At 42.4% G+C, this 23493-nt stretch carries 21 protein-coding genes; 13 read left to right on the forward strand and 8 right to left on the reverse strand.

Annotated features, from left to right (window positions below):
* Nucleotides 1–2: 2 nt before the first annotated feature.
* The 4 genes from uppS to rimO all read right to left on the reverse strand — a co-directional run bounded on the left by uppS (nt 3) and on the right by rimO (nt 3514).
* Nucleotides 3–755, reverse strand: a complete 753-nt coding sequence (uppS, locus tag FTT73_RS04390) for a polyprenyl diphosphate synthase (RefSeq protein WP_005096706.1) — start codon at nt 753–755, stop codon at nt 3–5.
* Nucleotides 756–762: 7 nt separating this feature from the next.
* The gene (frr, locus tag FTT73_RS04395; RefSeq protein ID WP_005096705.1) at nt 763–1317 is read right to left on the reverse strand and encodes a ribosome recycling factor; all 555 of its coding nucleotides are present in this window, start codon (nt 1315–1317) and stop codon (nt 763–765) included.
* Between the two features lie 78 nt (nt 1318–1395).
* A complete protein-coding gene (pyrH, locus tag FTT73_RS04400) occupies nt 1396–2124 on the reverse strand; it encodes a UMP kinase (protein WP_004279886.1) in 729 nt (242 codons plus the stop codon).
* Between the two features lie 46 nt (nt 2125–2170).
* The gene (gene rimO, locus FTT73_RS04405) at nt 2171–3514 is read right to left on the reverse strand and encodes a 30S ribosomal protein S12 methylthiotransferase RimO (RefSeq protein WP_005096703.1); all 1344 of its coding nucleotides are present in this window, start codon (nt 3512–3514) and stop codon (nt 2171–2173) included.
* A 341-nt stretch (nt 3515–3855) separates the two neighbouring features.
* Here rimO and glnL point away from each other — a divergent pair, with 341 nt between their 5' ends.
* Nucleotides 3856–4965, forward strand: a complete 1110-nt coding sequence (glnL, locus tag FTT73_RS04410) for a nitrogen regulation protein NR(II) (protein WP_005096702.1) — start codon at nt 3856–3858, stop codon at nt 4963–4965.
* Nucleotides 4952–6433: a nitrogen regulation protein NR(I) gene (gene glnG / locus FTT73_RS04415; protein ID WP_180000891.1), complete on the forward strand. Its 1482-nt coding sequence runs from the start codon at nt 4952–4954 to the stop codon at nt 6431–6433. The genes glnL and glnG overlap by 14 nt, the downstream gene beginning before the upstream one ends.
* Nucleotides 6434–6475: 42 nt before the next feature.
* Here the strand turns inward: glnG and FTT73_RS04420 are convergent, their stop codons facing one another.
* The 3 genes from FTT73_RS04420 to mnmG form a co-directional block, all read right to left on the reverse strand.
* Nucleotides 6476–6802, reverse strand: coding sequence for a hypothetical protein (locus FTT73_RS04420; RefSeq protein ID WP_035337926.1), 327 nt, complete (start codon nt 6800–6802; stop codon nt 6476–6478).
* 132 nt (nt 6803–6934) lie between these two features.
* Entirely contained in the window at nt 6935–8140 is a 1206-nt protein-coding gene (gene mhpT / locus FTT73_RS04425; RefSeq protein WP_180077406.1) for a 3-(3-hydroxy-phenyl)propionate transporter MhpT, read from the reverse strand.
* Between the two features lie 316 nt (nt 8141–8456).
* Nucleotides 8457–10337, reverse strand: coding sequence for a tRNA uridine-5-carboxymethylaminomethyl(34) synthesis enzyme MnmG (gene mnmG, locus FTT73_RS04430; protein WP_100328704.1), 1881 nt, complete (start codon nt 10335–10337; stop codon nt 8457–8459).
* A gap of 255 nt (nt 10338–10592) precedes the next feature.
* Here mnmG and FTT73_RS04435 point away from each other — a divergent pair, with 255 nt between their 5' ends.
* The 11 genes from FTT73_RS04435 (at nt 10593) to FTT73_RS04485 (ending at nt 22370) form a co-directional block, all read left to right on the forward strand.
* Nucleotides 10593–11063: a hypothetical protein gene (locus FTT73_RS04435; RefSeq protein WP_180191077.1), complete on the forward strand. Its 471-nt coding sequence runs from the start codon at nt 10593–10595 to the stop codon at nt 11061–11063.
* A gap of 145 nt (nt 11064–11208) precedes the next feature.
* Nucleotides 11209–12096: a bile acid:sodium symporter family protein gene (locus FTT73_RS04440; RefSeq protein ID WP_005096695.1), complete on the forward strand. Its 888-nt coding sequence runs from the start codon at nt 11209–11211 to the stop codon at nt 12094–12096.
* Between the two features lie 88 nt (nt 12097–12184).
* On the forward strand, nt 12185–13072 hold the full coding sequence (locus FTT73_RS04445) for a bile acid:sodium symporter family protein (protein WP_005096694.1): 888 nt from the start codon (nt 12185–12187) through the stop codon (nt 13070–13072).
* Between the two features lie 129 nt (nt 13073–13201).
* On the forward strand, nt 13202–14107 hold the full coding sequence (prmA, locus tag FTT73_RS04450; protein WP_005171256.1) for a 50S ribosomal protein L11 methyltransferase: 906 nt from the start codon (nt 13202–13204) through the stop codon (nt 14105–14107).
* Between the two features lie 15 nt (nt 14108–14122).
* Complete coding sequence (locus FTT73_RS04455; protein ID WP_180191078.1) at nt 14123–14977, forward strand: DUF3426 domain-containing protein; 855 nt, start codon at nt 14123–14125, stop codon at nt 14975–14977.
* Nucleotides 14978–15373: 396 nt separating this feature from the next.
* Entirely contained in the window at nt 15374–15643 is a 270-nt protein-coding gene (gene fis, locus FTT73_RS04460) for a DNA-binding transcriptional regulator Fis (protein WP_001086304.1), read from the forward strand.
* A gap of 95 nt (nt 15644–15738) precedes the next feature.
* Nucleotides 15739–17313 (forward strand): bifunctional phosphoribosylaminoimidazolecarboxamide formyltransferase/IMP cyclohydrolase, encoded by a 1575-nt coding sequence (purH, locus tag FTT73_RS04465; protein WP_005096691.1) that lies wholly within the window; start codon nt 15739–15741, stop codon nt 17311–17313.
* Nucleotides 17314–17475: 162 nt separating this feature from the next.
* Complete coding sequence (purD, locus tag FTT73_RS04470) at nt 17476–18759, forward strand: phosphoribosylamine--glycine ligase (RefSeq protein WP_100357115.1); 1284 nt, start codon at nt 17476–17478, stop codon at nt 18757–18759.
* 941 nt (nt 18760–19700) lie between these two features.
* A complete protein-coding gene (locus FTT73_RS04475; protein WP_005096689.1) occupies nt 19701–20576 on the forward strand; it encodes a MetQ/NlpA family ABC transporter substrate-binding protein in 876 nt (291 codons plus the stop codon).
* A gap of 76 nt (nt 20577–20652) precedes the next feature.
* Nucleotides 20653–21678, forward strand: coding sequence for a methionine ABC transporter ATP-binding protein (locus FTT73_RS04480; protein ID WP_005171261.1), 1026 nt, complete (start codon nt 20653–20655; stop codon nt 21676–21678).
* On the forward strand, nt 21675–22370 hold the full coding sequence (locus FTT73_RS04485; protein WP_005096687.1) for a methionine ABC transporter permease: 696 nt from the start codon (nt 21675–21677) through the stop codon (nt 22368–22370). The genes FTT73_RS04480 and FTT73_RS04485 overlap by 4 nt, the downstream gene beginning before the upstream one ends.
* Before the next feature lie 299 nt (nt 22371–22669).
* On the opposite strand, the gene FTT73_RS04490 is transcribed toward FTT73_RS04485, so the two are convergent.
* A complete protein-coding gene (locus FTT73_RS04490; RefSeq protein ID WP_180191087.1) occupies nt 22670–23434 on the reverse strand; it encodes an IS5 family transposase in 765 nt (254 codons plus the stop codon).
* Nucleotides 23435–23493 lie beyond the last annotated feature (59 nt).

Genomic DNA, 23493 nt, shown 5'->3' on the forward strand with positions numbered 1-23493 from the left:
TATTAATTCTCAAGTTTTTCCTGATGAACCTGTTCTGATGTTTTACCGAAACGACGTTCACGCCCACCAAATACGGCAAGTGCATCATCAAGTTCTTCAACGGTAAATTCTGGCCACAGCGTCTCAGTGAAATAAAGCTCTGCATAGGCTGCCTGCCATAACAGAAAATTCGACAGACGGAAATCTCCGCCAGTACGAATCAGCAGATCAACTGCTGGTAAGTCACCGAGGCTGACATATTGACCAAATACATCAGTATCAATTGCATCAAGATCTAATTTATTTGTTAAAACATCACTGGCAATTTGCTTTGCAGCTTGTGCCATATCCCACATACCGCCATAACTGATTGCAATAGTGAGTGTCATACTATTGAAATTAGCAGTCCTTTGTTCGGCTTGCAACATGAGTCCCTGCAATTCAGCGGACAAACGGCTGCGATCACCGATAAAACGTAAGGCAATATTGAATTTTTCCATGCGGGGGAGTTGCTCATGAATCGTGTCAAGCAGGAGTTTCATGAGCAATTCGACTTCAAACTGTGGACGATTCCAGTTTTCACTGGAAAAGGCAAAAACAGTTAAAGCCTGGATATTTCTTTTTCTACAGTGTTCTACAATCGGATCTAGAACCGTTTTTCCTTCACGGTGTCCATCACCTTTCTGCATCTGATTTTTTTTGGCGAAACGATTGTTGCCATCCATAATGATGGCAACATGTTTCGGAAGACAGGGGTTTTCTTCAGCAGCGGTCATCGATGAATTAGACCTTCATCAATTCAGCTTCTTTCGCAGCCAAGCGTTTGTCAACTTCAGCAACAAATTTGTCGGTAATTTTCTGGATTTCATCAGCAGCACGACGTTCTTCATCTTCAGAAATTTCTTTTTCTTTCAATAAAGCTTTGATATCACCCAATACATCACGGCGAATGTTACGAATTGCCACTTTTGCATTTTCTGCTTCAGTACGGGCAACTTTCTGCATGTCACGACGTGTTTCTTCAGTGAGTGCTGCCATAGGTACACGGATCGCATCTGCTGAAATCGGGTTAAGACCCAAGTCAGATTCACGAATCGCTTTATCAATTGCAGCCACCATTGAACGTTCAAACGGTTGAACCAACAGGGTACGTGAATCTTCAACACCAACGTTTGCCACCTGGTTCAATGGAACGTCTGAACCATAGTAAGAAACCATCACATTATTTAAAATAGATGGATGCGCGCGACCGGTACGAACTTTTGCAAAACCATGCTCTAGAGATTCTAGAGTTTTGTTCATACGGTCTTCGCTGTCTTTTTTAAGATCGTTAATCATATGATCTTCCTTACTTAATTCTAAAAAAGTTAATTGCTAAATTAGCGCGTAGTATAAAGTGCTTTGGTGCTCACGTCATTAATTGGTAACGTGAGTCCCTTCTTTTTCGCCCATCACCACTGAAAGTAATGCGCCAGATTTATTCATATCGAATACTTGTAGTGGCACATTGTGGTCACGACATAAACAGATCGCAGTTAAGTCCATGACACCCAGTTTTTCATCCAGCACCTGATCAAAGGTTAAAGTGTCATATTTAACCGCATCGTCATATTTGCTTGGATCTTTGTTATATACGCCATCGACTTTAGTGGCTTTCAAAATCAAATCTGATTCGATTTCAATACCACGCAAACATGCTGCGGTATCTGTGGTAAAGAATGGATTACCTGTACCTGCCACGAATACACACACTTCACCCTGAGTCAGGTGACGGATCGCATCACGGCTCGAGTAAGACTCAACCACTGCACCAATTGGCAGTGCAGACATCAAACGGGTTTTAATATTACGGCGCACCAAAGCGTCGCGTAGTGCCAGACCGTTCATCACGGTTGCCAGCATACCCATCTGGTCGCCAGTGACCCGGCCAACCAGACCGTCTTTTTGCAGCTGGCTACCGCGGTACAGGTTACCACCACCAACCACGATACCTACTTGTACGCCTAAACCCACAAGGTGCGCAATAGAAAGCGACATCTGGTCGAGCACTTGTGCATCGATTCCCATGTCTTTATTGCCTGCCAGTGCTTCACCAGAAAGCTTTAACAGGATGCGACCAAAGCGTGGCTTTTTAGAATCCAACATCATCAAACTCCAAAGTATTCAATTTAAATTTTTTTAATTCAAAATTTTAAGCAGATTTGACTGAAATGAGTTTTGCATACAGATCGTACTCGTCTGCATCGGTAATCTCGACTTCAAGCAAATCCCCTGCCTTAATGACGCTTTTATCGATATCTTCAACAAAAACATTGCCATCAATTTCAGGTGCATCTGCATAAGAACGCGCAACTGCCACCGGGAATTCTTCTTCCAGATCATCTACCAGCACGGTCATGGTCTGACCAATACGTTTTTGGAGTTTGGCTGCCGAGATTTCTTGCTGAACCTGCATGAAACGCTCATAACGCTCTTGTTTAATTTCTTCAGGAACGTGGTCTGGCAAATCGTTTGCTGTCGCACCTTCAACTGGTGAATAGGTAAAGCAACCTACACGATCCAATTGAGCTTGTTTCAGCCAATCGAGCAGCATCTGGAAGTCTTCTTCGGTTTCACCCGGGAAGCCCACCACAAATGTTGAACGGATAACCAGATCAGGACATTTTTCACGCCAGATATTCAATCGCTCCAGTGTGTTTTCACTGTGCGCAGGACGTTTCATCAGCTTGAGAATTTTTGGACTCGCATGCTGAAATGGAATATCCAGATAAGGCAGGATTTTGCCTTGAGCCATCAGGTCAATCACGGCATCGACATGCGGATATGGATAAACATAGTGCAAACGCACCCAGATTCCCAACTGACCGAGTGCTTCACACATGTCATAGAATTTGGTTTTCACCGGCTGGCCGTTCCAGAAATCCAGCTTGTATTTGGTGTCCAGACCGTAAGCAGAAGTATCCTGGGAGATAACGAGTACTTCTTTAACACCGGCACGTTTCAGCGCTGCGGCTTCTTCAAGCACAGAACCAACTGGACGGGAGACCAAATCACCACGCATGCTTGGAATAATACAGAAAGTACAACGATGGTTGCAGCCTTCCGATATTTTCAAATAGGCATAATGTTTAGGTGTTAGGCGGATACCTTGCTCTGGAACTAAATCAATAAATGGATTGTGTTTTGGCGGTTCAGGCACGTATTGATGAACCGCATCCATAACATCTTTATATGCCGCTGCACCTGTCACTTTCAGGACATTCGGATGCATCTGGCGAATCTTGTCTTCGTCTTTACCTAGACAGCCTGTTACGATGACGCGACCATTCGCGCTCATCGCCTCACCAATCGCGTCTAGCGATTCTTGCACTGCGGATTCAATGAAACCACAGGTATTTACTACAACTAAATCAGCACCGTCATAATCCGAAGCGACGTCATAACCTTCAGTCTTTAACTGGGTTAAAATACGTTCAGAATCTACCAATGCCTTAGGACAACCTAAAGATACAAAACCGACTTTGGGGGACTTCATGAATTTTCGCTCTACTAGAATGCGCGTATTGTATGTCTTTTCGCATCATAAAAATAGTTGAAAACCTGACTCTTTGCATCATGCACTAAAATAACGCCATAAAATATACAACATATTTGCGCGCGCACCAAAATAGAACATTTTAGATTTACAGCCTCAATTTAATCCGCTATACCTAAGATGAATTGTGTCGCTGTGGCACATTTCTGCATTTCATCGCAATAAATAAGCTTTAGTCATAAAAGTTGGCGTGCATCTTGCATCAAATCAGAACTTAAAATTGATTAAATTGCTTTATGAAGATGCCATTGCGCCATTTTAATACAGGAAAAAAACCGCGAATGGATCAGCTTATTCCGATCGACTATCGTGTTTTAGTGGACAATATGACCACGTGTATCTTATTGGTAGACCGCGATCTTAATATTTATTATCTCAACTCTGCCTGCGAAGCCTTATTTGATGTGAGCTTATTTCGCGCCAGTGGAAGTCCGGCACTGGGTCTTCTGCAACATCCGACCGATGAGTTTAATACTGAAGAAGCGCTGAACAACACTTTAACTACAGGCCAACCTTATACGCGCCGTGAAGCCACACTGATTGTCAACTTTAAGGACATTCATGTCGATTACACGGTTTCTCAACTAAATCTGGGTAAGCCCTATCACCCACTGTTGTTAATCGAGCTCAATCCTCGTGACCGTATGCTTAAAATTTCGCGTGAAGAAAACCTGATTCAGCAACATCAAGTGGCTCGCCAGCTGATTCGCGGTGTCGCGCACGAAATCAAGAACCCACTCGGCGGAATTCGGGGGGCAACACAACTTCTGGCTCGCAGTCTGAATGATCCACAATACAAAGAATTTACCGATATTATTATTAGTGAAGTCGATCGACTCCGAAATCTGGCCGACACCATGCTCGGTTCACGCCAACTGCCAAGCTATGAGCTGGTAAATGTACATGAGCCACTTGAGCGGGTGCGCTCACTCATCGCCAATCAAAGCAAAAAGAAAATCAAGATTATTCGGGATTATGACCTGTCCTTACCTGAAGTGCTGGCAGACCGTGATCAACTGATTCAGGTGATCTTGAATATTTGCGCCAATGCAGTACAGGCCATGACCGAGAACAAAGAGTTTTTTGTCGATCACCAGCCTGAACTGGTTTTAAGAACCCGGATTCAGCGCCTATTTACCATTAACGGGGCAATTCATCGCTCTGTGGTACGCATTGATATTGAAGACAATGGCCCTGGGGTCCCCGAAGACATTATCGAATCTGTGTTTTATCCACTGGTCACCAGTCGCGCCAAAGGTACCGGACTGGGTCTCAGTATTGCTCAAAATATTATTCATCAGCATAACGGCATGATTGAATGTCAGTCCGTGGCTGGAAAAACCGTGTTTAGCTTATATTTACCTTGGGAGTCGAATCATGTCGCGAAATAAAATATGGGTGATTGATGACGATCGTGCCATGCGCTGGGTACTGGAAAAAACCTTTAAAGAAGAAGGCTTGGACGTGACCAGCTTTGAAGAAGCACAATCTGCACTAGATCAACTCAGTATTGATGCACCAGATGTGATTCTGACCGATATCCGTATGCCGGGGATTGATGGACTCACCTTCTTGGGTAAGGTCAAACACAATTATCCTGACCTGCCTGTGATTATTATGACGGCGCATTCAGACCTAGAGTCTGCTGTATCAAGTTATCAAACTGGTGCTTTTGAATATCTGCCAAAGCCTTTTGATATTGATGAAGCGCTGGCACTGGTCAATCGTGCGATTTTGCATATTACCAAGCTGCAACAACAAGAATCAGCAAAAGTTGCCCCGCCGATTCAATCGACTGAAATTATCGGTGAATCTCCCGCCATGCAGGAAGTGTTTCGCGCCATCGGCCGTTTAGCGCAATCGCATATTACTGTACTCATTAATGGTGAGTCCGGTACAGGGAAAGAATTGGTGGCACATGCCTTGCACCGCCATTCACCGCGTAGTGCAAAGCCCTTTATTGCCCTCAATATGGCAGCTATTCCAAAAGACCTGATCGAAACCGAACTTTTTGGTCACGAAAAAGGTGCATTTACCGGTGCCAATACCCAGCGTCAAGGTCGTTTTGAACAGGCCAACGGCGGCACGCTGTTTCTGGATGAAATTGGCGACATGCCTTTTGAAACCCAAACCCGTTTATTGCGTGTTTTGGCCGATGGCGAGTTCTACCGTGTTGGCGGTCATATTCCAGTTAAGGTCGATGTGCGTATCGTGGCAGCGACACATCAGGATCTGGAAAAACTGGTACATGACGGCCGTTTCCGTGAAGACTTGTATCACCGCCTGAATGTGATTCGGATTCACATTCCAAAACTGGCACATCGTAGTGAAGACATTCCGATGCTGGCGCAGCACTTCCTGGCACGTGCTGGTAAAGAACTCGGCGTTAATCCCAAAATTTTGCGTCCTGAAACCCAGGAATATATGCAAAAACTGCCGTGGCAAGGTAATGTGCGTCAACTTGAAAATACCTGTCGCTGGCTGACCGTGATGATCACAGGTCGTGAAGTCTATCCAGAAGACCTACCACCTGAGCTGAAACAAATCCCAATTCAAGATTTAGATTTAGGCTCACCAATTCCAAACTTAAACCAAGTGGGTCCACAGCACTGGGATGAATTGCTGGGTCAATGGGCCATGCAAAAACTCAAAAATGGCGAGATGAAACTTCTGGATGTTGCGACGCCGATGTTTGAACGCACCCTGATTAATGCTGCGCTACAACAAACCCGTGGTCGCAAACGTCATGCAGCTGAACTTTTGGGCTGGGGCCGTAACACGCTGACCCGCAAGCTCAAAGAACTCGGTATGGATACGGCCGATGATGAGGTAGAAGAAGAAATCGAAAGTCCAAGCTAATCTATAAAAGCACCTTCGGGTGCTTTTTTATACTGAGATGAGTTAAACAGTTAAGCCGATATAACGCGAATAACCTGCTGCGCCCAAGTCTGACTTTAAGATCAGATAGTCTGAATAAGTACTGGCGGTAATTTCATCAAACATATTCACCTGATCGTCATTGGCATGCAGATCATCTACCGAACGCGGCATACTGTGCTCAAATTCATCGGTCATATATTCAAAGCCAATATCCATGGCAATAAATAAAGTATGTTCACATGGCTGTACATATTGTTCTTCAGTCCAGTCAATAATGTTCTGCTGGCAATGTGGACAGGCAATATTATCGGTGGCCTGAATATCGAGTTCGATCAATTGGTAAGGCATATAAAAACCAGTCTGTTTGCTATCCATCTATTTTAGCAAATTTTATCTGCCGATTTTACTCAATTAAAATATGAGCCATAACAAAGGAATCCGTAGATTCCTTTTTAATAGCAATAAAAATAGAAAACTGGCTTATTTATGAGCTGCCTTATAACGTGACAGTGCCGTGACTGCTACCGCTGATACAACCACCGCAGGTAAACTTGCCATAAGGATACCTGTAGTTCCCAAACCTAATGCCAAAATTTTCCCGGTTAATAACGGACCGGTCATGGCACCTAAACGACCTAAAGAAATGGCGCTGCCTACGCCTGTAACTTTACCTGCACCTGAATAAAAAATCGGTGAGATGCCATACAGAATAGATTGACCACCTGTAGAAAAGATCCCACCCATCACGCCGGCTAAAATTAATAGCGGAATCGAGGTACTGGTGAACAACAAAACCAAGGCAACAAATAAGCCGCTGTAAATAAGGGTTGCCATTTGCCACAATTTTAAACGATCTAGCAAATAACCCAAACCCAAGGTTCCTATCACCGCACCCACCTGAAACACCAGCATCACCAGAAATGCCTGCTGTTTTTGCAAGCCTTGTTCCATTAGCAGATTAGGCAACCAGCTAATCAGAATATAGTTGATCATCAAGGTAAAAAAGAAACCCACCCAAAGCGGCACTGTATTTTTATACTGTTGCTGCTTGAACAAAACCTCGACCATGCCCGGTACAGCTTCGCCAGATCTTTTTTGCGCTACCGCTGCTTTAGGTTGATCTTTAAGAATAAAGCCCATAAAAGGGAGAAGCGCTAAAGGCGTTAAACCACCAATTAAAAATAAAGTCTGCCATTGAATATCTGGAAGCAGCATAGCCAAACCGGCGACAAAAATAGCACCAACAGGCAGGCCACAATACATCAAGCTATTGAGCTTACCGCGATTGGCTTCAGTTGCTTCATCTCCAACCACGGAAATCATGGTCGGCATTGCAGCACCCAGACCCAAACCGGTCAAGAAACGCGCAGCATATAAAACCTCGATGCTCGGTGCAATTGCAGTCAGTGACATGAACACACCAAAAATAGCCACAGACAACATCAGGACTTTCTTTTGTCCCAAATAATCCGCGATACGTCCGCCAAAGAATGCACCAAAGAGCATTCCAAAGACACCCAGACTAAACACATAGCCCATCTGAACCTGATCTAAAGCAAAGCTTGCCGCAATTCCTTTTGCTGCAATTCCAGGAGCCTGAAGATCGAAACCCTCAAAAAATGCCACCCAAAAGCACAAGAAAATCGTCAATATTTTTCGTAATTTTTCACTATAAGGCTGCATCATGATTGATCTCCATCAATAACCTATAAATCGTTTGATAGCCTGACGATCCTATTTCCCCTATTCTTATCCTAATCTGGTCAGAGAAATACCACGACAATAGTCGGATTTAAGTCCATCAACTCTACTTAATACCCTTTCCATTAGACCTAAAAGCTAAAATTTATAGACTTTTTACATCTTAATAATTTTTATTATCTTTATAAATAAGTCACTTAGTTAAATAGTAGTTATTTATAATTGAAAGATAGCCGAGACTTATACAAAAATATCAGCCGATAAAAAGCCCGCATTGCGCGGGCTTTTTCACACTGTATTCTTAAGCAGATTTTTTCGTTTGTGCATTCTTACGAATCGTAATCATCACCAATTGAACAGCCGCAGGCGTCACACCCGGAATACGGCTGGCTTGCGCCAATGTTTCAGGACGTACATCCTTCAGTTTCAACGTGATTTCACGCGACAGCCCCGACACGATGTCATAATCGAAGTCGCCTGGAATACGGGTTTCTTCAAGACGTTTCATTTGTGCCACATCTTCATGCTGACGGTTGATATAACCCGCATATTTCACTGCGATTTCAATCTGATCACCGACCTGCGCAGATACATCAGAACCGGTTAACTCGGCAATTTGCGCAAATGAAATATTTGGACGTTTCAAAAGATCGATCGCTGAACATTCTTTAGATAAATCTGCGCCAGTCATCTCAACGAATTTCTTGCCCATCGGATTGTTTGGAGCCGCCCAAAGATGCTGCAAACGACCGGTTTCTTTTTCAACTGCTTCCATTTTTTCGCAGTAAACCGCCCAACGTGCATCATCGACCAGACCCAATTCACGACCGATCGCAGTTAAACGCTGGTCAGCATTGTCTTCACGTAACATCAAACGATATTCAGCACGTGAGGTAAACATACGGTACGGTTCTTTGGTGCCTAACGTAATCAGGTCATCTACCAATACACCCATATAGGCTTCATCGCGTTTTGGTGTCCACTGCTCTTGATCCCAGGCACGACGTGCAGCATTTAAACCTGCCAGCAAACCTTGTGCACCTGCTTCTTCATAACCAGTGGTTCCATTAATTTGACCAGCAAAATACAGGTTATTAATCGCTTTGGTTTCAAGGGTAAATTTCAACGCTTGCGGGTTGAAATAGTCGTATTCAATGGCGTAGCCTGGACGCAAAATATGCGCATTTTCCATACCACGGATTGAGCGAACCAACTCAAACTGCACATCAAATGGCAATGAAGTTGAAATACCATTTGGATAAAGCTCGTGCGTATCCAGACCTTCCGGTTCCAAGAATACTTGATGCGAGTCTTTATCGGCAAAACGGTGAATCTTATCTTCAATTGATGGGCAATAACGCGGCCCCACACCTTCAATTTTACCGGTATACATTGGTGATCGATCTAGACCACCGCGAATAATCTCATGCGTACGTTCATTGGTATGGGTGATATAGCAGTTCACCTGTTCCGGATGCATAGACGCATCGCCCATAAACGACATGGTTGGAGATGGGAAATCACCCGGCTGCGGTGTCATTACAGAAAAGTCGACCGAACGTGCATCGATACGCGGTGGTGTACCGGTTTTTAAACGCCCCACAGGTAAATTCAATTCGCGCAAACGTGCTGCCAATGAAATCGACGGCGGATCACCGGCACGACCACCACTGGATTTTTCCAGACCAACGTGAATTACGCCACCCAAGAATGTACCCGCAGTCAACACCACAGTTTTGGCATCAAAACGAATGCCCATTTGGGTAACCACACCTTTGACGGTATCGCCTTCAACAATCAGGTCATCAGCCGCTTGCTGGAAAATATCCAAGTTCGCCTGATTCTCTAAGGTTTCACGAATTGCCGCTTTAAAACGGACACGGTCTGCCTGCGCACGTGTTGCACGAACTGCTGCACCTTTACGCGAGTTCAAAATACGGAACTGAATACCGCCTTTGTCGGCAGCCAGCGCCATTGCACCGCCCAAGGCATCAATTTCACGCACCAAGTGCGATTTACCAATACCACCGATGGCCGGGTTACAGCTCATCTGCCCTAAAGTCTCAATGTTATGAGTTAAGAGTAAAGTCTGTCGACCCATACGCGCTGCAGCCAGAGCTGCTTCTGTACCGGCGTGACCGCCACCGATAACAATGACATCGTATACTTTAGGATAATGCATAGTGGTAATTGAGAGATAAAAAAGGATAGCTGAGTATTATAGCAAATTTCATTCTAAAGTAGACAGATTCAGTCGAATTTATCCTGAGATAAAAAATGAATCATCCTGTACAAGAATCAAGCACTGTAATTTAACTTTGCAGAGGGACTATATAAATTAAACATATAAGTTCAGAAAATTACTCGATTTACACTGTTTAATTTTGAGTATTTTTTAAGCTATATACTGCTTACATTACAAACAAAGGTATAACTGATGAATAAGAATATTTTTCTCTCAACTGTTCTGTGTGGTTTATGTTTTGCGCCATTTGTAGCCTCAGCAAATGATAAGGTCGAAACCACTTATAATGCGCAAAAGTATCAACAGGTTTGTAAAGGCAAAACCCAAGGTGCTCAAGTCAGTTTTGCTCATCGAGGCATTATCTGGAATGGAACCTGTGAGCCACAGTTTTTCGCTTCATCAAAAAATGCTTCAATCAAAGGTGATGAAGCTGAACTCATGAGTACCTGTAGTGGCAATAGTAGCGCGACCACTGCCACCATTAATGGAACCGAAGTCAAAGGTAAATGTGCTTTAGGCTTTATGCCGCCACGCCCTCAGGGACAATCCCAAATGCACAGTCAGCCAATGCAACCACAAATGAGTCAGCCGCAAATGCAGCAACCAATGAATGACCAGCAGACTCTGCCTGATGCGCAAATGCAAACTCAGCCAGGAATGTAAGCCGTCATAGCTCTAAATAGCTTACATTTCAAGTAAAAGCTTTGACGGGCAAAGTGAATACATTTTGCCCGTTTTATATTGCTTATTTATTCAGCTAGGCTACACTTAAAATCTATCTAAAAATCAATAATAAAAAGGGTTTTTCATGGATTCGGGGTTTTTTAACTTTTTTTTGCCTATTACCTTGGCAATCATGATGATGGGGCTGGGACTCGAATTAAAAATCAAGGATTTCCTGCGCTTAAGCCGCTATCCTAAAGTCATTTTTATTGCCCTATTTACACAGCTCGTGCTGTTGACCAGTATTGCTTTCTTTATTTGCCTGATTCTAGACTTAGCTCCTTTACTCGCAGTAGGTTTAATGCTTCTGGCCGCTTCACCAGGAGGCCCAACCGCCAACCTGTTTAGCTATCTGTATAAAGGCGACGTCGCGCTGAATATCACCCTGACTGCCATCAATACCATCATTTCTATTTTCACCCTACCCTTTATTATCAATCTGTCATTACAATATTTTATGAGTCACGACTCGACTGTGACATTTCCAGTTGAAAAAATGATACAGGTGTTTTTAATTACCCTGATCCCCGTGATCATCGGGATGCTGCTTCGAGCCAAATTTCCACGCTTATCCATTACCGTCAGCAAATCGATGCGCTTCGTTTCAATTAGTTTTTTAAGCATACTCTTGATATTTGCCGTTTTTAGAGATCGTTTTAATCTCTTTGAATATTTTTCCAGTATTGGTTTAGCCACTGTGATTTTATGTTTTTCCAGCCTGTTTATTGGTTATTGCATTCCGCTACTGATGGGTATTCCAGAAAAAATGGCACGGGCCTGTACCTTTGAAATCGGCATTCATAATACGGCGATTGCGATCACCATTGCGATTTCGGTCTTAGGCAATGTCACCATGGCGATTCCGGCCGGCATTTACACCATTGTCATGTATAGTTTTGCGACTATTTTCGGGGTGATGATGAGTCGCCAATATATCGCTTATCGCCATAAAAATCGTTTATCGGATTTGTAATTTATTTGGCTGAGTCTGCGATAAAGCTGTATGCTTTTCCCAAGAAAAGCAAAAGTATTAAAATAATTTTTAACAAGGAGCATGACAGATGGATTCTGGCATTATTACGATTTTACTGCCGCTTGCGCTCGCAATTATTATGGTGGGTTTAGGTCTCGAACTTACCCTCAAAGATTTCGCCCGGGTCACCCAACATCCTAAAGCTGTTTTAGTCGCATTATTTTGTCAACTGGTCTTATTGGTCGGTATTGCATTTATCCTGTGTAAAGTTTTGGCCCTACCCCCACTTCTTGCCGTGGGTCTGATGCTGTTAGCCGCCTCACCCGGCGGCAGTACGGCCAATCTGTTTAGCTATCTTTTCAAAGGTGATCTGGCACTCAACATCACCCTGACTGCAATTAATTCAGTGATTGCAGCCTTAACTTTACCGTTGATCGTTAATTTTTCGATTATGCATTTCATGCAGGACAGCCAGCAGATCACGCTCCAGCTTGGCAAAATTCTTCAGGTGTTTGGCATCATTATTATTCCTGTCGCGATTGGTATGCTGATTCGACATCATGCACCACGCCTGACTGAAAAACTGAATAGACCGCTGCGCATTTTTGCAGTCATATTCTTGATTCTGATTATTGTCGGGGCCATCTATAGTGAACGCACCAATATTGCCGAATATCTGACTCAGGTCGGTGTCGCCACGGCATTGTTCTGTATTTTCAGCCTGACCATCGGCTATTTTGTCCCCCGCTTAATGAATATAGATACCGCTCAGGCACGGGCCAGTGCCTTTGAAATCGGCATTCACAACAGCACATTAGCCATGACTATTGCCCTGACCGTGATGTCCAGCACTGCTGTGGCCATGCCTGCCGCGGTTTATTCAATCTTCATGTATATTTTTGCTGCCATTTTTGGTCTGCTGCTTAACCGCTTTGCACCATTAGACAGAACACCTCTTCTCTCTAAGGTTTCATAAGTCTTTATAGAGCTTTATACAGGGTGCTTCGGCATCCTTTTTATTTTGGGTATGCATCAAGAAGATAGCAGCGTTGTGTCTGAACTTCCGTTACAATAGCTTTTTGAAAAATGTATAAAGGTTATTTCTGTGAAGTGGTTACAAATTCATATTACGGTTGAACAAGCTCAGGTCGATTATACTGAGACATTACTCAGCTCACTAGGCGCAGTGAGTGTGACCCTGGATGATGCTGAAAACCAGGATTTGCTGGAACCACTTCCAGGCGAAACACCACTCTGGAATAAAGTGATTGTGACTGGTATTTATGCACAGGAAGAAGGCGAAGAAATTGACGTTGCTGCACTAGAAACCTTTATTGGTGCGCAAATGCCAGAAGCGCCGATCAAGTACGAATTCATTGAAGATCAGGCTTGGGAACGCACCTGGATGGATGCGTATGAGCCAATCCAGATTGCTGAAAAATACTGGATTGTACCGGAATGGATGCAAGCACCTGAAGCCGATGCAGTCAATATCAAGCTTGATCCGGGTCTGGCATTCGGTACAGGGAACCACGCCTCTACATTCTTGTGCTTACAATGGCTCGGCAAAATTGACGTTAAAGACAAAATCGTCATCGATTATGGCTGTGGTTCAGGCATTCTCGCGGTAGCTGCCCTGCTCTTAGGTGCTAAAAAAGCATATGCCACTGATATTGACCCACAAGCAGTTCTGGCCACCCAGCAAAATGCTGAACTGAATGGTGTACTGGACAAACTTTATGTCGGCCTGCCAGAAGAATTTAGAGATGAACTCGGCACTACCAAGGCTGACGTATTTGTTGCCAATATTTTGGCTGCGCCACTAATGATGTTGGCTCCTGAGTTCGCAACTTTAATTAAATCTGAGGGACAGTTCGCACTTGCCGGAGTTATCGAAGAGCAAGTTGCTGATGTTACTAGCATTTACTCAAATTATTTTGATATATTAGACGTAGAAAAACGAGACGAGCACTGGTGCCGTATCTCGGGTAAACGCCATAAGAATGAATGAGTCTACAAATAGTTTATGAGTGACAAACGAACCCATTGCCCTACCTGTTCCACCACCTACAAGGTCACAGTTGCTCAACTCACCATTGCGCAGGGTATGGTTTGCTGTCCCAAATGTACCACTTCATTTAATGCCTTATCGCATCTGGTGGCCGAAGCCCAAAACTCGGTCACTACCTCAGCGTCTCAGGATCAAACCTATTCTCGATATAACCCACCTGTATATGGTCGCGATCAACAGCAAAATACGCACAGTCTTTTATATATTTTCGATCAGAAAGTTGAACATTCAAATATCAATCTGGAAACCTATTTAAATAATCTGAACTATTTCAGTACCGAACCTATCTCGGTACTGCCGAGCATGAACTGGGAAGATCAGGCAGAAAAACAGATATACCGTGGGCCAATGTATTATATTGGCTGGAGCATCTTGAACCTGATGCTATTTGGCGTATTGCTGTTCCAGTTTTTCTGGTTTAATCCGCAATACATCAAAAATAGTCATATCATGAGTCTGGCCTTTAACAATGTATGCGAGGTGTTTAATTGTTCCAATCTGGAAAAATACTACACGCTGATTCAGGTCAATAAAGTCAAGATCAAGGCAACCAGTCACAAGAAAACTGAATTTAGCGGTGAGCTGATCAACTTCCATGACCGTAGCCTGGCTTTACCGATTTTAAGAATCAATCTGGAACAGCGCGGTGAAGTTGTTGCGACTTATAACCTGTCTGCCAAAGAGTACCTGATTGAAAGTCTGGTCAATATTGAACGTATCCCGAAAAACAGTCCATTCAAATTCAAATTTGAGCTTCCTGTCGATCGTAAAAGCTTTGATCGCTATAGTTTGGAAATAATTCGCCCTTAATCTGAATAGAAAGCATTAAAAAATTAAAAAAAGTTAAAAAAAATGCAGTTTTCTTGCTCACTTTTGCTTAGACAATGGTATGATACGCGCCACGAAAGCTATGTGCTGCAACTCCTCGCTACTTTTTCACAACAAATACAGTCTTGCCTAATGCGCTATAAAATTTATTGCGTATCGTGCAGATTTTTTTGTTTTGATTTTGGTCAGTAACAAAACTTTAACTATTGTTACGCTTATTTTTCGACCAAAACGTTGAGATGTGTCAAGCTATTGGCTCAATGCAATGATTAAGTTTTAGAACTCCAGTTTTAGGATCTAAAGCGGAGTTCATTTCAATTTTAGACCACTTTTTATATCGCTTTACCCAAGCGATATTTGTTTTTCGGATTAATTCGCATGAATAGCAAATCTCCTATTTTTACTGCACAATCTGATGTTGCTTTACGTATCCACGTAGATCGCGCAGTTCGCCATTATTTTGCGCAACTACAGGGCGAGCAACCATCTCAGGTATACGACATGGTGCTAGCAGAAATGGAGAAACCTCTTCTATCTGTAGTTCTAGAATATACACGTGGTAACCAAACACGTGCTGCCGAGATTCTCGGACTCAACCGTGGTACTTTACGTAAAAAGTTAAAAGCTCACGGTTTAATGAGTGAATAAATGATAAAATGCTTGCGGCTTCCGCAGGCATTTTTTTTAACCTGTAAATTGCTGATTTTGTTTTATTCTGTTCCTTGAAAACTGTGACGAAGATCATGACTATTAAACGCGCTTTAATCTCTGTGTCTGACAAGACTGGTATTGTTGAATTTGCACAAGAACTTGCTGCTCTAGGGGTAGAAATTTTATCTACAGGTGGTACCTACAAATTGTTGAAAGACAATAGTGTCGCTGTAGTAGAAGTTTCAGAGCATACTGGTTTCCCAGAGATGATGGACGGCCGTGTAAAAACGCTACATCCTAAAATTCATGGTGGTATTCTGGCTCGTCGTGGTCTAGACGAAGCTGTGATGGCTGAACACAACATTGATGCTATTGATTTAGTCGTTGTAAACCTTTATCCATTTGCTGCAACTGTAGCAAAACCAAACTGTTCACTGGCTGATGCGATTGAAAACATCGACATCGGTGGCCCTACCATGGTTCGCGCTGCGGCAAAAAACCATGCATCTGTAGGCATCGTGGTGAATGCTTCTGACTATGCCACTGTTGTAGCTGAGCTTAAAGCTGAAGGCGCTTTATCGCATGCGACTCGTTTCGACCTTGCAGTAAAAGCATTTGAACATACTGCACAATATGACGGCATGATCGCATCTTACCTTGGCGCTCGCGTAGGCAAACAAGAAGGTGAAGCGGACAAGTTTGCACGTACCTTCAATACACAATTGAACAAAGTTCAAGATCTTCGTTACGGCGAAAACCCGCACCAGTCTGCTGCGTTCTACGTTGAAGACACAGCGACAGAAGCCTCAGTTTCAACTGCGAAACAGCTACAAGGTAAAGAACTCTCTTATAACAACATTGCAGACACAGACGCTGCGCTTGAATGTGTTAAATCTTTTGCGAAACCTGCTTGTGTAATCGTTAAGCACGCAAACCCATGTGGCGTTGCAGTGTCTTTAGACGGCATTCAAGCGGCTTATGACCTTGCGTATGCAACAGATCCCGAATCTGCATTTGGCGGCATCATTGCATTCAACCGTGAATTAGACGTTGCAACGGCTCAAGCGATTGTTGAGCGTCAATTCGTTGAAGTGATCATTGCACCAAGTATTGCTGATGGCGTACTTGAAGTGACTGGTGCGAAGAAAAACGTACGTGTTTTAGTTTGCGGTGAACTTCCAGCAATCGATGCGCGTCAATCGCAACTTGATTACAAACGCGTGAATGGCGGCTTGTTAGTACAAGATCAAGACTTGGGCATGATTACTAAAGCTGATCTTAAAGTGGTGACCAAGCGTGCTCCGACTGAACAAGAAATTGATGACATGATCTTTGCCTGGAAAGTCGCAAAATACGTGAAATCTAATGCGATTGTTTATGCGAAAAACCGTCAAACGATTGGTGTTGGCGCAGGTCAAATGAGCCGTGTGAACTCTGCTCGTATTGCTGCAATTAAAGCTGAACATGCTGGCTTGGTGGTTGAGGGTGCAGTCATGGCGTCTGACGCATTCTTCCCATTCCGTGATGGTATTGATAACGCCGCTAAAGCGGGTATCAAATGTATTATCCAGCCGGGTGGTTCTATGCGTGACGAAGAAACCATTGCGGCTGCTGACGAAGCAGGTATTGCGATGGTGTTCACTGGCATGCGTCATTTCCGTCACTAATTGATTCAAAGTCGTATTTATTAATCCCCCTAAATCCCCCTTTGTAAAAAGGGGGACTTTTCACAAATAAAGGGACATTTTTATTCGTGAAGCCCTTCTTTTTTACAGGGTGAGAAGCATGGCTTCGCAAGGTGGGATTCTATTCTTTTGAGGGATTTTTAGATGAATATTTTAGTTTTGGGTAATGGCGGTCGTGAACATGCATTGGCATGGAAAATCGCACAAGACGATAAAGTTGCAAAAGTCTTTGTTGCTCCGGGCAACGCAGGTACAGCCACTGAAAATAAATGTGAAAACGTAAATTTAAGCATTTTAGACAATGCTGCGATTATCGATTTCGCAAAAAACAATGCAGTTGAGCTTGTCATTGTCGGCCCAGAAGCTCCATTGGTAAACGGTGTCGTTGATGCTTGCCGTGAGGCGGGTGTAAAAATTTGGGGTCCAACTCAATTTGCTGCGCAGCTTGAAGGCTCTAAAGCTTTCGCGAAACATTTCTTAAAACGCCACAACATTCCAACTGCGTTCTACGATGTATTTACAGAAGTAGATGCTGCGAAAGCATTTGTTGAAAAAAATGGTGCGCCGATCGTCATTAAGGCCGACGGTCTTGCTGCGGGCAAAGGCGTGATCGTTGCCATGACCAATCAAGAAGCATTTGATGCGATCGATGACATGCTTGCAGGCAACAAATTTGGCGATGCAGGTTCTCGCGTTGTAATTGAAGAATTCCTTGCAGGCGAAGAAGCATCTTTCATTTGCATGATTGATGGCGACAACATCTTACCTATGGCGACTTCACAAGATCACAAACGTATCTTTGAAGGCGACCAAGGTCCAAACACTGGCGGTATGGGTGCTTATTCTCCTGCACCTGTTGTGACTGCAGATGTATTTGAAAAAACCATGAATGAAGTGATGCGTCCTACCGTTGAAGGTATGAAAAAAGACGGTCACGTTTATACAGGTTTCTTATACGCAGGCTTGATGATTGATGAACAAGGTCAACCAAAAGTGATCGAGTTCAACTGCCGTTTTGGCGACCCTGAAACTCAACCAATTATGATGCGTTTAAAATCATCTTTAGTTGATTTGGTTGAAGCTGGTATTGCGGGTAACTTACCTGCGGAAGCTGAATGGGATGAACGTAAAACTGTAGGTATCGTACTTGCATCTAAAGGCTACCCAGAAACTTCTAGCAATGGTGATGTAATTTCTGGTTTAGACACAGAAATGGCAGATGCGAAAGTATTCCATGCAGGTACGAAAGCACTTGAGAATGGTGACATCGTAACGGCTGGTGGTCGTGTACTTTGTGTGACTGCACTCGGTAATACCATTGGTGAAGCGCAAGCAAAAGCGCTCGAGCTTTGTCAAAAAGTGACTTTTGATGGTGTTCAATACCGTAAAGATATTGGTTACCGTGCGATTGCTCGTGAAAATGCTTAACCATTCATTTGATTAAGTAAAAACCCCGCTGAGTGCGGGGTTTTCTTATTTTGCAATAAGGTAATTTTTAGCTAGTTTTTCATAATTTTCTTTATTTTCAAGAAATTATTGGTAATAGTCATACAAATATGGGAATTTATCGTTATAAGTTTGAACATCTACTTCAATTTTTTATATCTAAAGCATAGGTGTTTTCCTCATGCAACTTATTCAAAGCTTTATATAACTCATTAAACTCGGCGTTACCTAAGCCCCTTAACGCAACCTTTTGAAATTACATAAATTTTTAAAAAAAACTGTATGCTCATCCCTAATAAGTTTATGCAAATCTAATACCAAGACGCCGACACCGACCCATTTATCCAAATGTGCACAGACGATGAAGTTATGTGCTATTTCCCAAAGAAGCTGAATCGAGATAACACCCTGATGTCTAGAACAGCGCAACGCTACTTTGATTCCATCAATAAATCATATATATCCATTTTTATGATTTAGATTGGATAAAATCTTATAAAGCTCACTATTTAAACAACTCCCTAAAAACCATACTCCTAATATAAATAAAATATTGTTTTAATTAATATTTTTATAAAACAACTTGGTTTTTTATTCAATTAAAGAGCTAAACAAGGCTTTGCTATCCAGTATATCGAATATAGTTTTATTGCTATGATATCGACAATCCCAGAATGCTCAAACTACTTCATGTGCTTATAAACTATCTATTTTTTCTCTCCAAAATAGATTATTTACAATCAGGTTTGTGGCATTTCTGACTTGATCGCGTTCACCAGAACGATTGCTGTAGGCTTGGATTCTTTTAGTTTAAGGCCAGTACCAACAACGATCAGGACACATACTTAGATCGTATAAAAATCTTATTTAACACGATTTAAAAATGCTTATACTCTAGGCAAGATTAAAATTAGGAAAATTTCATGAAAAAATTACTTGGCGTTTTATTGAGTGCCTCTGTATTAACTTTGACTGGGTGTGGCAAACAAGAAGCGCCTGCCAATGATGCAGCACAAGCCAATGATGCGAATGGCCTTCAAACCGTAACCATGGCATCGACCGGTTCAGATGCAGATGTATGGCGCTATATCGCCACATTACCTGAAACCAAAGCAGCCGGCATTAAACTTGATGTGAAAAATTTCACTGACTATGTGTCAATGAACACAGCCGTTGCCAATAAAGAAATCGATGTCAATGCATTCCAGTCATATGCCTATATGGTTGCGTATAACGATGCCAATACAGCAAAAATTGCACCATTGTCTACCACCTATTTAGAACCAATGGGAATTTACTCAAGCAAAGTAAAATCTTTGAATGAGTTTAAAACAGGTGCAACCATTGCCATTCCAAACGACGGTGCAAATGAATCACGCGCGTTATTACTTTTACAATCGGCAGGTCTGGTCAAATTAAAAGCTGGCTTTGACAATGTAAAAGGCACAACAGCTGATGTGGCTGAAAATGCAAAACAAATCGTGATTAAGCCTATTCAAATGGCAACTGCAGTACGTGTAAAAGATGAAGTTGATGCAATTGTGCTAGGCAATACGCTGGCAATGGAAGGCGGTTTAAACGTATTAAAAGATGCGGTTTACTATGAGCCAATTGATCAAAGCACAAAAATGAATGTAAACGTATTAGCGGTTGCAGCAGATCGTCAAACGGATCCTGTACTGCAAAAAGTAGGTGCCTTGTATCATACGCCAGCAGTTCAAGCGTATGTCGATGAAAATTTTGGTGGCACTAAAGTTGCAGTAAACAAGCCGGTGACGTATTTAACTGAATCAAAATAGTACTATAATAGTCTTTTAGAACAGGCAAGGACGATTTCTTGCCTGTTTTTTTATCCGTGATGCAGTTTTTGACACTATGATTGAATTTAAAGATATTTCAAAACAGTATGAGCTTAAGGGTCAAACCTTGCATGCCTTGAATCAGATTAATCTATCGATTCCAACCGGCAGTATTTTTGGCATCATCGGTTATAGTGGTGCCGGTAAAAGTACCCTCATCCGTCTGATTAATTTACTTGAGCGTCCAAGCTCAGGTCAGATTATCATTAATGGAACAGATTTTACCGCACTCGATGCCAAAACATTGCGTCAAGAACGTGCCAATATCGGCATGATTTTCCAGCATTTTAATTTAATGCAAACCAAAACCGTGGCGGCCAATATCGAAATGCCTATGAAGCTTCTGGGCTGGAGCAAGGCTGAACGGGAAAAACGCCTCGAAGAATTATTAGATTTTATTGACCTGAAACATAAACGGCAGGCTTTTCCGGATGAATTGTCTGGTGGTCAAAAACAGCGCGTCGGGATTGCCCGTGCCCTTGCCAACCATCCCAAGATTTTACTTTGTGATGAAGCGACTTCGGCACTCGATCCACAAACCACCAAATCAGTTCTGCAATTACTCAAAAAAATCAATCAAGAGCAAGGTATTACCATTGTCATGGTCACTCATGAAATGGATGTAATTGAAACCGTCTGTGATTATGTCGCTGTGATGGAAAAAGGTGATGTGATTGAAACCGGCAGCACGCTACAGATCTTCAGTCAGCCGCAACACCCGACCACCAAAAATTTTATTCAAACCGTGCTTCAGCAACATTTGCCGGTCAATATTCTGAATAATCTGGAAAACCAGAATCATCACAGTATTTATTGTTTAAAATTCCTTGGCAGCTCGGCTCAGGAAACGGTGATTCAGGCCGTGATTAAACAGTTTGATATCAGTTTAAATATCCTGTTTGCCAACATGACCGAAATTAATGGTTCGGTGATTGGTCAGATGTTTATTCAGCTCCTGGGTGATTCCGCAGAGATTAGCGCTGCAGTGCAATATCTGAAAGATAACGGCGTACAGGTAGATCAAGCAGGAGTACAGGCATGAGAGATTTAATTGTACAGTGGCTGACGACAATTACTGCGCCGTTCTGGAAAAGCTCGCTGTCGATGGATCAATTTGTGACAGCGCTGCAAGAAACCTTTCATATGGTGTTCTTCGCAATGCTGTTTGGCTGTATCTGGGGTTTTATTCAGGCAATTACTTTAGTGGTGACGCGTCCTAACGGCATCTTGCAAAATCGTGTGATTTATCACGGTCTCAATCCGATTGTCAATGCGCTACGTTCACTACCATTTATTATTCTACTGATTGCCGTTATTCCGCTGACCAAGTTTTTGGTCGGCACTTCAATTGGTACTTGGGCCGCAATTGTACCACTGACTATTTATGTCGGCCCTTATATTGGTCGCTTGGTTGAAACCTCATTACTGGAAGTGAATGAAGGCATTATTGAATCTGCGCAAGCGATGGGTGCAACCCCAATGCAGATTATCTTCAAGTTTGTCTTACCTGAAGCACGTAGTTCACTGATTCTGAACCTGACCACTGCCACCATCAGCTTGATTGGTGCAACAGCAATGGCGGGTGCTGTCGGTGCCGGCGGTATCGGTGATCTGGCCATTTCTTACGGTTATCAGCGTTTCGATACCTCTGTGGTGATCATGACGGTGATTGTGTTATTGATTTTGGTACAGATTGTACAAAGTCTGGGGGACTGGTTGTCCCGACTTCGTTAATCTAGTTTTTATGTATGAATAAAGCCCTCTAAAAGAGGGTTTTATTGTTTTTAATACTTACGAACCCTTTCTCATTATTTCAAAGTAAAGTCCTGCAACTATTTGATACGTGCCACGGCGACAGGAAGTCGCCCGTTGATCTGTGGTACTGGGATGTACCATCAGATAAAGGGGTTTTGTTACTTTTGCCCCGTCAAAAGTAAGGCACAAATATTACAAAGTTAAAATTGAAGTAAAAATAACGAAATTCTATTTTTCAAATAATGTCATGAATAAACTTACTAGGGTCTGTTGACATTTCAAGTATAGAATTTACCCGATAAAGGTAGCCAAATAAATATACAAGCTAATGCAACTGCCCCCTCATAGCTACACTTTAGCTTATCATATCGTGTTGCTATTCCTCTGAACTGCTTTAACCTACAAAATGCATTCTCAACTAAGTGTCTGATTTTATATAAATACCAATCCATATGATCATTATTTGACTGAGTATTTGATTTTCTTGGAATATTCGCTTTAGTTTTTTTCGCAGATATTTGTTCTCTTAATGATTCAGAGTCATATCCTTTGTCTGCACAACATACTTCCGTTTCACTCAAATCAAGTTTTTCAATCATTTTGGGAGCAATCTTGACATCATGTATCGTTCCATCGGAGATAATAATTTCGATTGGATTGCCATCCGCATCAACAGCTAAATGTATTTTAGAACTATTTCCACCAATGCTTTTAGAAATATCCTGATCTTTTATTCCAGCAGAATGTTGGTGTGCCCGAACATGACTACCATCAATAAAAACCCATTCCATATCAGTATTTGAAGAAATTAATTTAAATATTTTCATTAACTTATCATTTTTACACCAACGATTATATTTTTTAAAGATTGAGTTATACGAACCAAATTCTTTAGGCAAATCACGCCATGGGCAGCCTGTTCTTATTCTATAAAGTATTGCTTCGACAAAATTTCTCAAATTAGATTTGAAATAGATATCAAAATTTCGGAAAATAGAAAGTAACTTAGACCAGTGTTGATCATTCAGCATTGTACGAGGTATAGCGAGAAGTAAATTTGGTTTGGCGATTAAATTTTACTTTCTCGCTATTTTTTTGAACA

This window comes from Acinetobacter sp. YH01006, from assembly GCF_013420445.1.
GTDB classification, from domain to species: Bacteria; Pseudomonadota; Gammaproteobacteria; order Pseudomonadales; family Moraxellaceae; genus Acinetobacter; species Acinetobacter pseudolwoffii.

Excerpts from the sequence above, each read along its gene's own strand:
- uppS (WP_005096706.1), bottom strand. The coding sequence starts at position 755 with ATGACCGCTGCTGAAGAAAACCCCTGTCTTCCGAAACATGTTGCCATC.
- frr (WP_005096705.1), bottom strand. The coding sequence starts at position 1,317 with ATGATTAACGATCTTAAAAAAGACAGCGAAGACCGTATGAACAAAACT.
- pyrH (WP_004279886.1), bottom strand. The coding sequence starts at position 2,124 with ATGTTGGATTCTAAAAAGCCACGCTTTGGTCGCATCCTGTTAAAGCTT.
- rimO (WP_005096703.1), bottom strand. The coding sequence starts at position 3,514 with ATGAAGTCCCCCAAAGTCGGTTTTGTATCTTTAGGTTGTCCTAAGGCA.
- glnL (WP_005096702.1), top strand. The coding sequence starts at position 3,856 with ATGGATCAGCTTATTCCGATCGACTATCGTGTTTTAGTGGACAATATG.
- glnG (WP_180000891.1), top strand. The coding sequence starts at position 4,952 with ATGTCGCGAAATAAAATATGGGTGATTGATGACGATCGTGCCATGCGC.
- FTT73_RS04420 (WP_035337926.1), bottom strand. The coding sequence starts at position 6,802 with ATGCCTTACCAATTGATCGAACTCGATATTCAGGCCACCGATAATATT.
- mhpT (WP_180077406.1), bottom strand. The coding sequence starts at position 8,140 with ATGATGCAGCCTTATAGTGAAAAATTACGAAAAATATTGACGATTTTC.
- mnmG (WP_100328704.1), bottom strand. The coding sequence starts at position 10,337 with ATGCATTATCCTAAAGTATACGATGTCATTGTTATCGGTGGCGGTCAC.
- FTT73_RS04435 (WP_180191077.1), top strand. The coding sequence starts at position 10,593 with ATGAATAAGAATATTTTTCTCTCAACTGTTCTGTGTGGTTTATGTTTT.
- FTT73_RS04440 (WP_005096695.1), top strand. The coding sequence starts at position 11,209 with ATGGATTCGGGGTTTTTTAACTTTTTTTTGCCTATTACCTTGGCAATC.
- FTT73_RS04445 (WP_005096694.1), top strand. The coding sequence starts at position 12,185 with ATGGATTCTGGCATTATTACGATTTTACTGCCGCTTGCGCTCGCAATT.
- FTT73_RS04455 (WP_180191078.1), top strand. The coding sequence starts at position 14,123 with ATGAGTGACAAACGAACCCATTGCCCTACCTGTTCCACCACCTACAAG.
- fis (WP_001086304.1), top strand. The coding sequence starts at position 15,374 with ATGAATAGCAAATCTCCTATTTTTACTGCACAATCTGATGTTGCTTTA.
- purH (WP_005096691.1), top strand. The coding sequence starts at position 15,739 with ATGACTATTAAACGCGCTTTAATCTCTGTGTCTGACAAGACTGGTATT.
- purD (WP_100357115.1), top strand. The coding sequence starts at position 17,476 with ATGAATATTTTAGTTTTGGGTAATGGCGGTCGTGAACATGCATTGGCA.
- FTT73_RS04475 (WP_005096689.1), top strand. The coding sequence starts at position 19,701 with ATGAAAAAATTACTTGGCGTTTTATTGAGTGCCTCTGTATTAACTTTG.
- FTT73_RS04480 (WP_005171261.1), top strand. The coding sequence starts at position 20,653 with ATGATTGAATTTAAAGATATTTCAAAACAGTATGAGCTTAAGGGTCAA.
- FTT73_RS04485 (WP_005096687.1), top strand. The coding sequence starts at position 21,675 with ATGAGAGATTTAATTGTACAGTGGCTGACGACAATTACTGCGCCGTTC.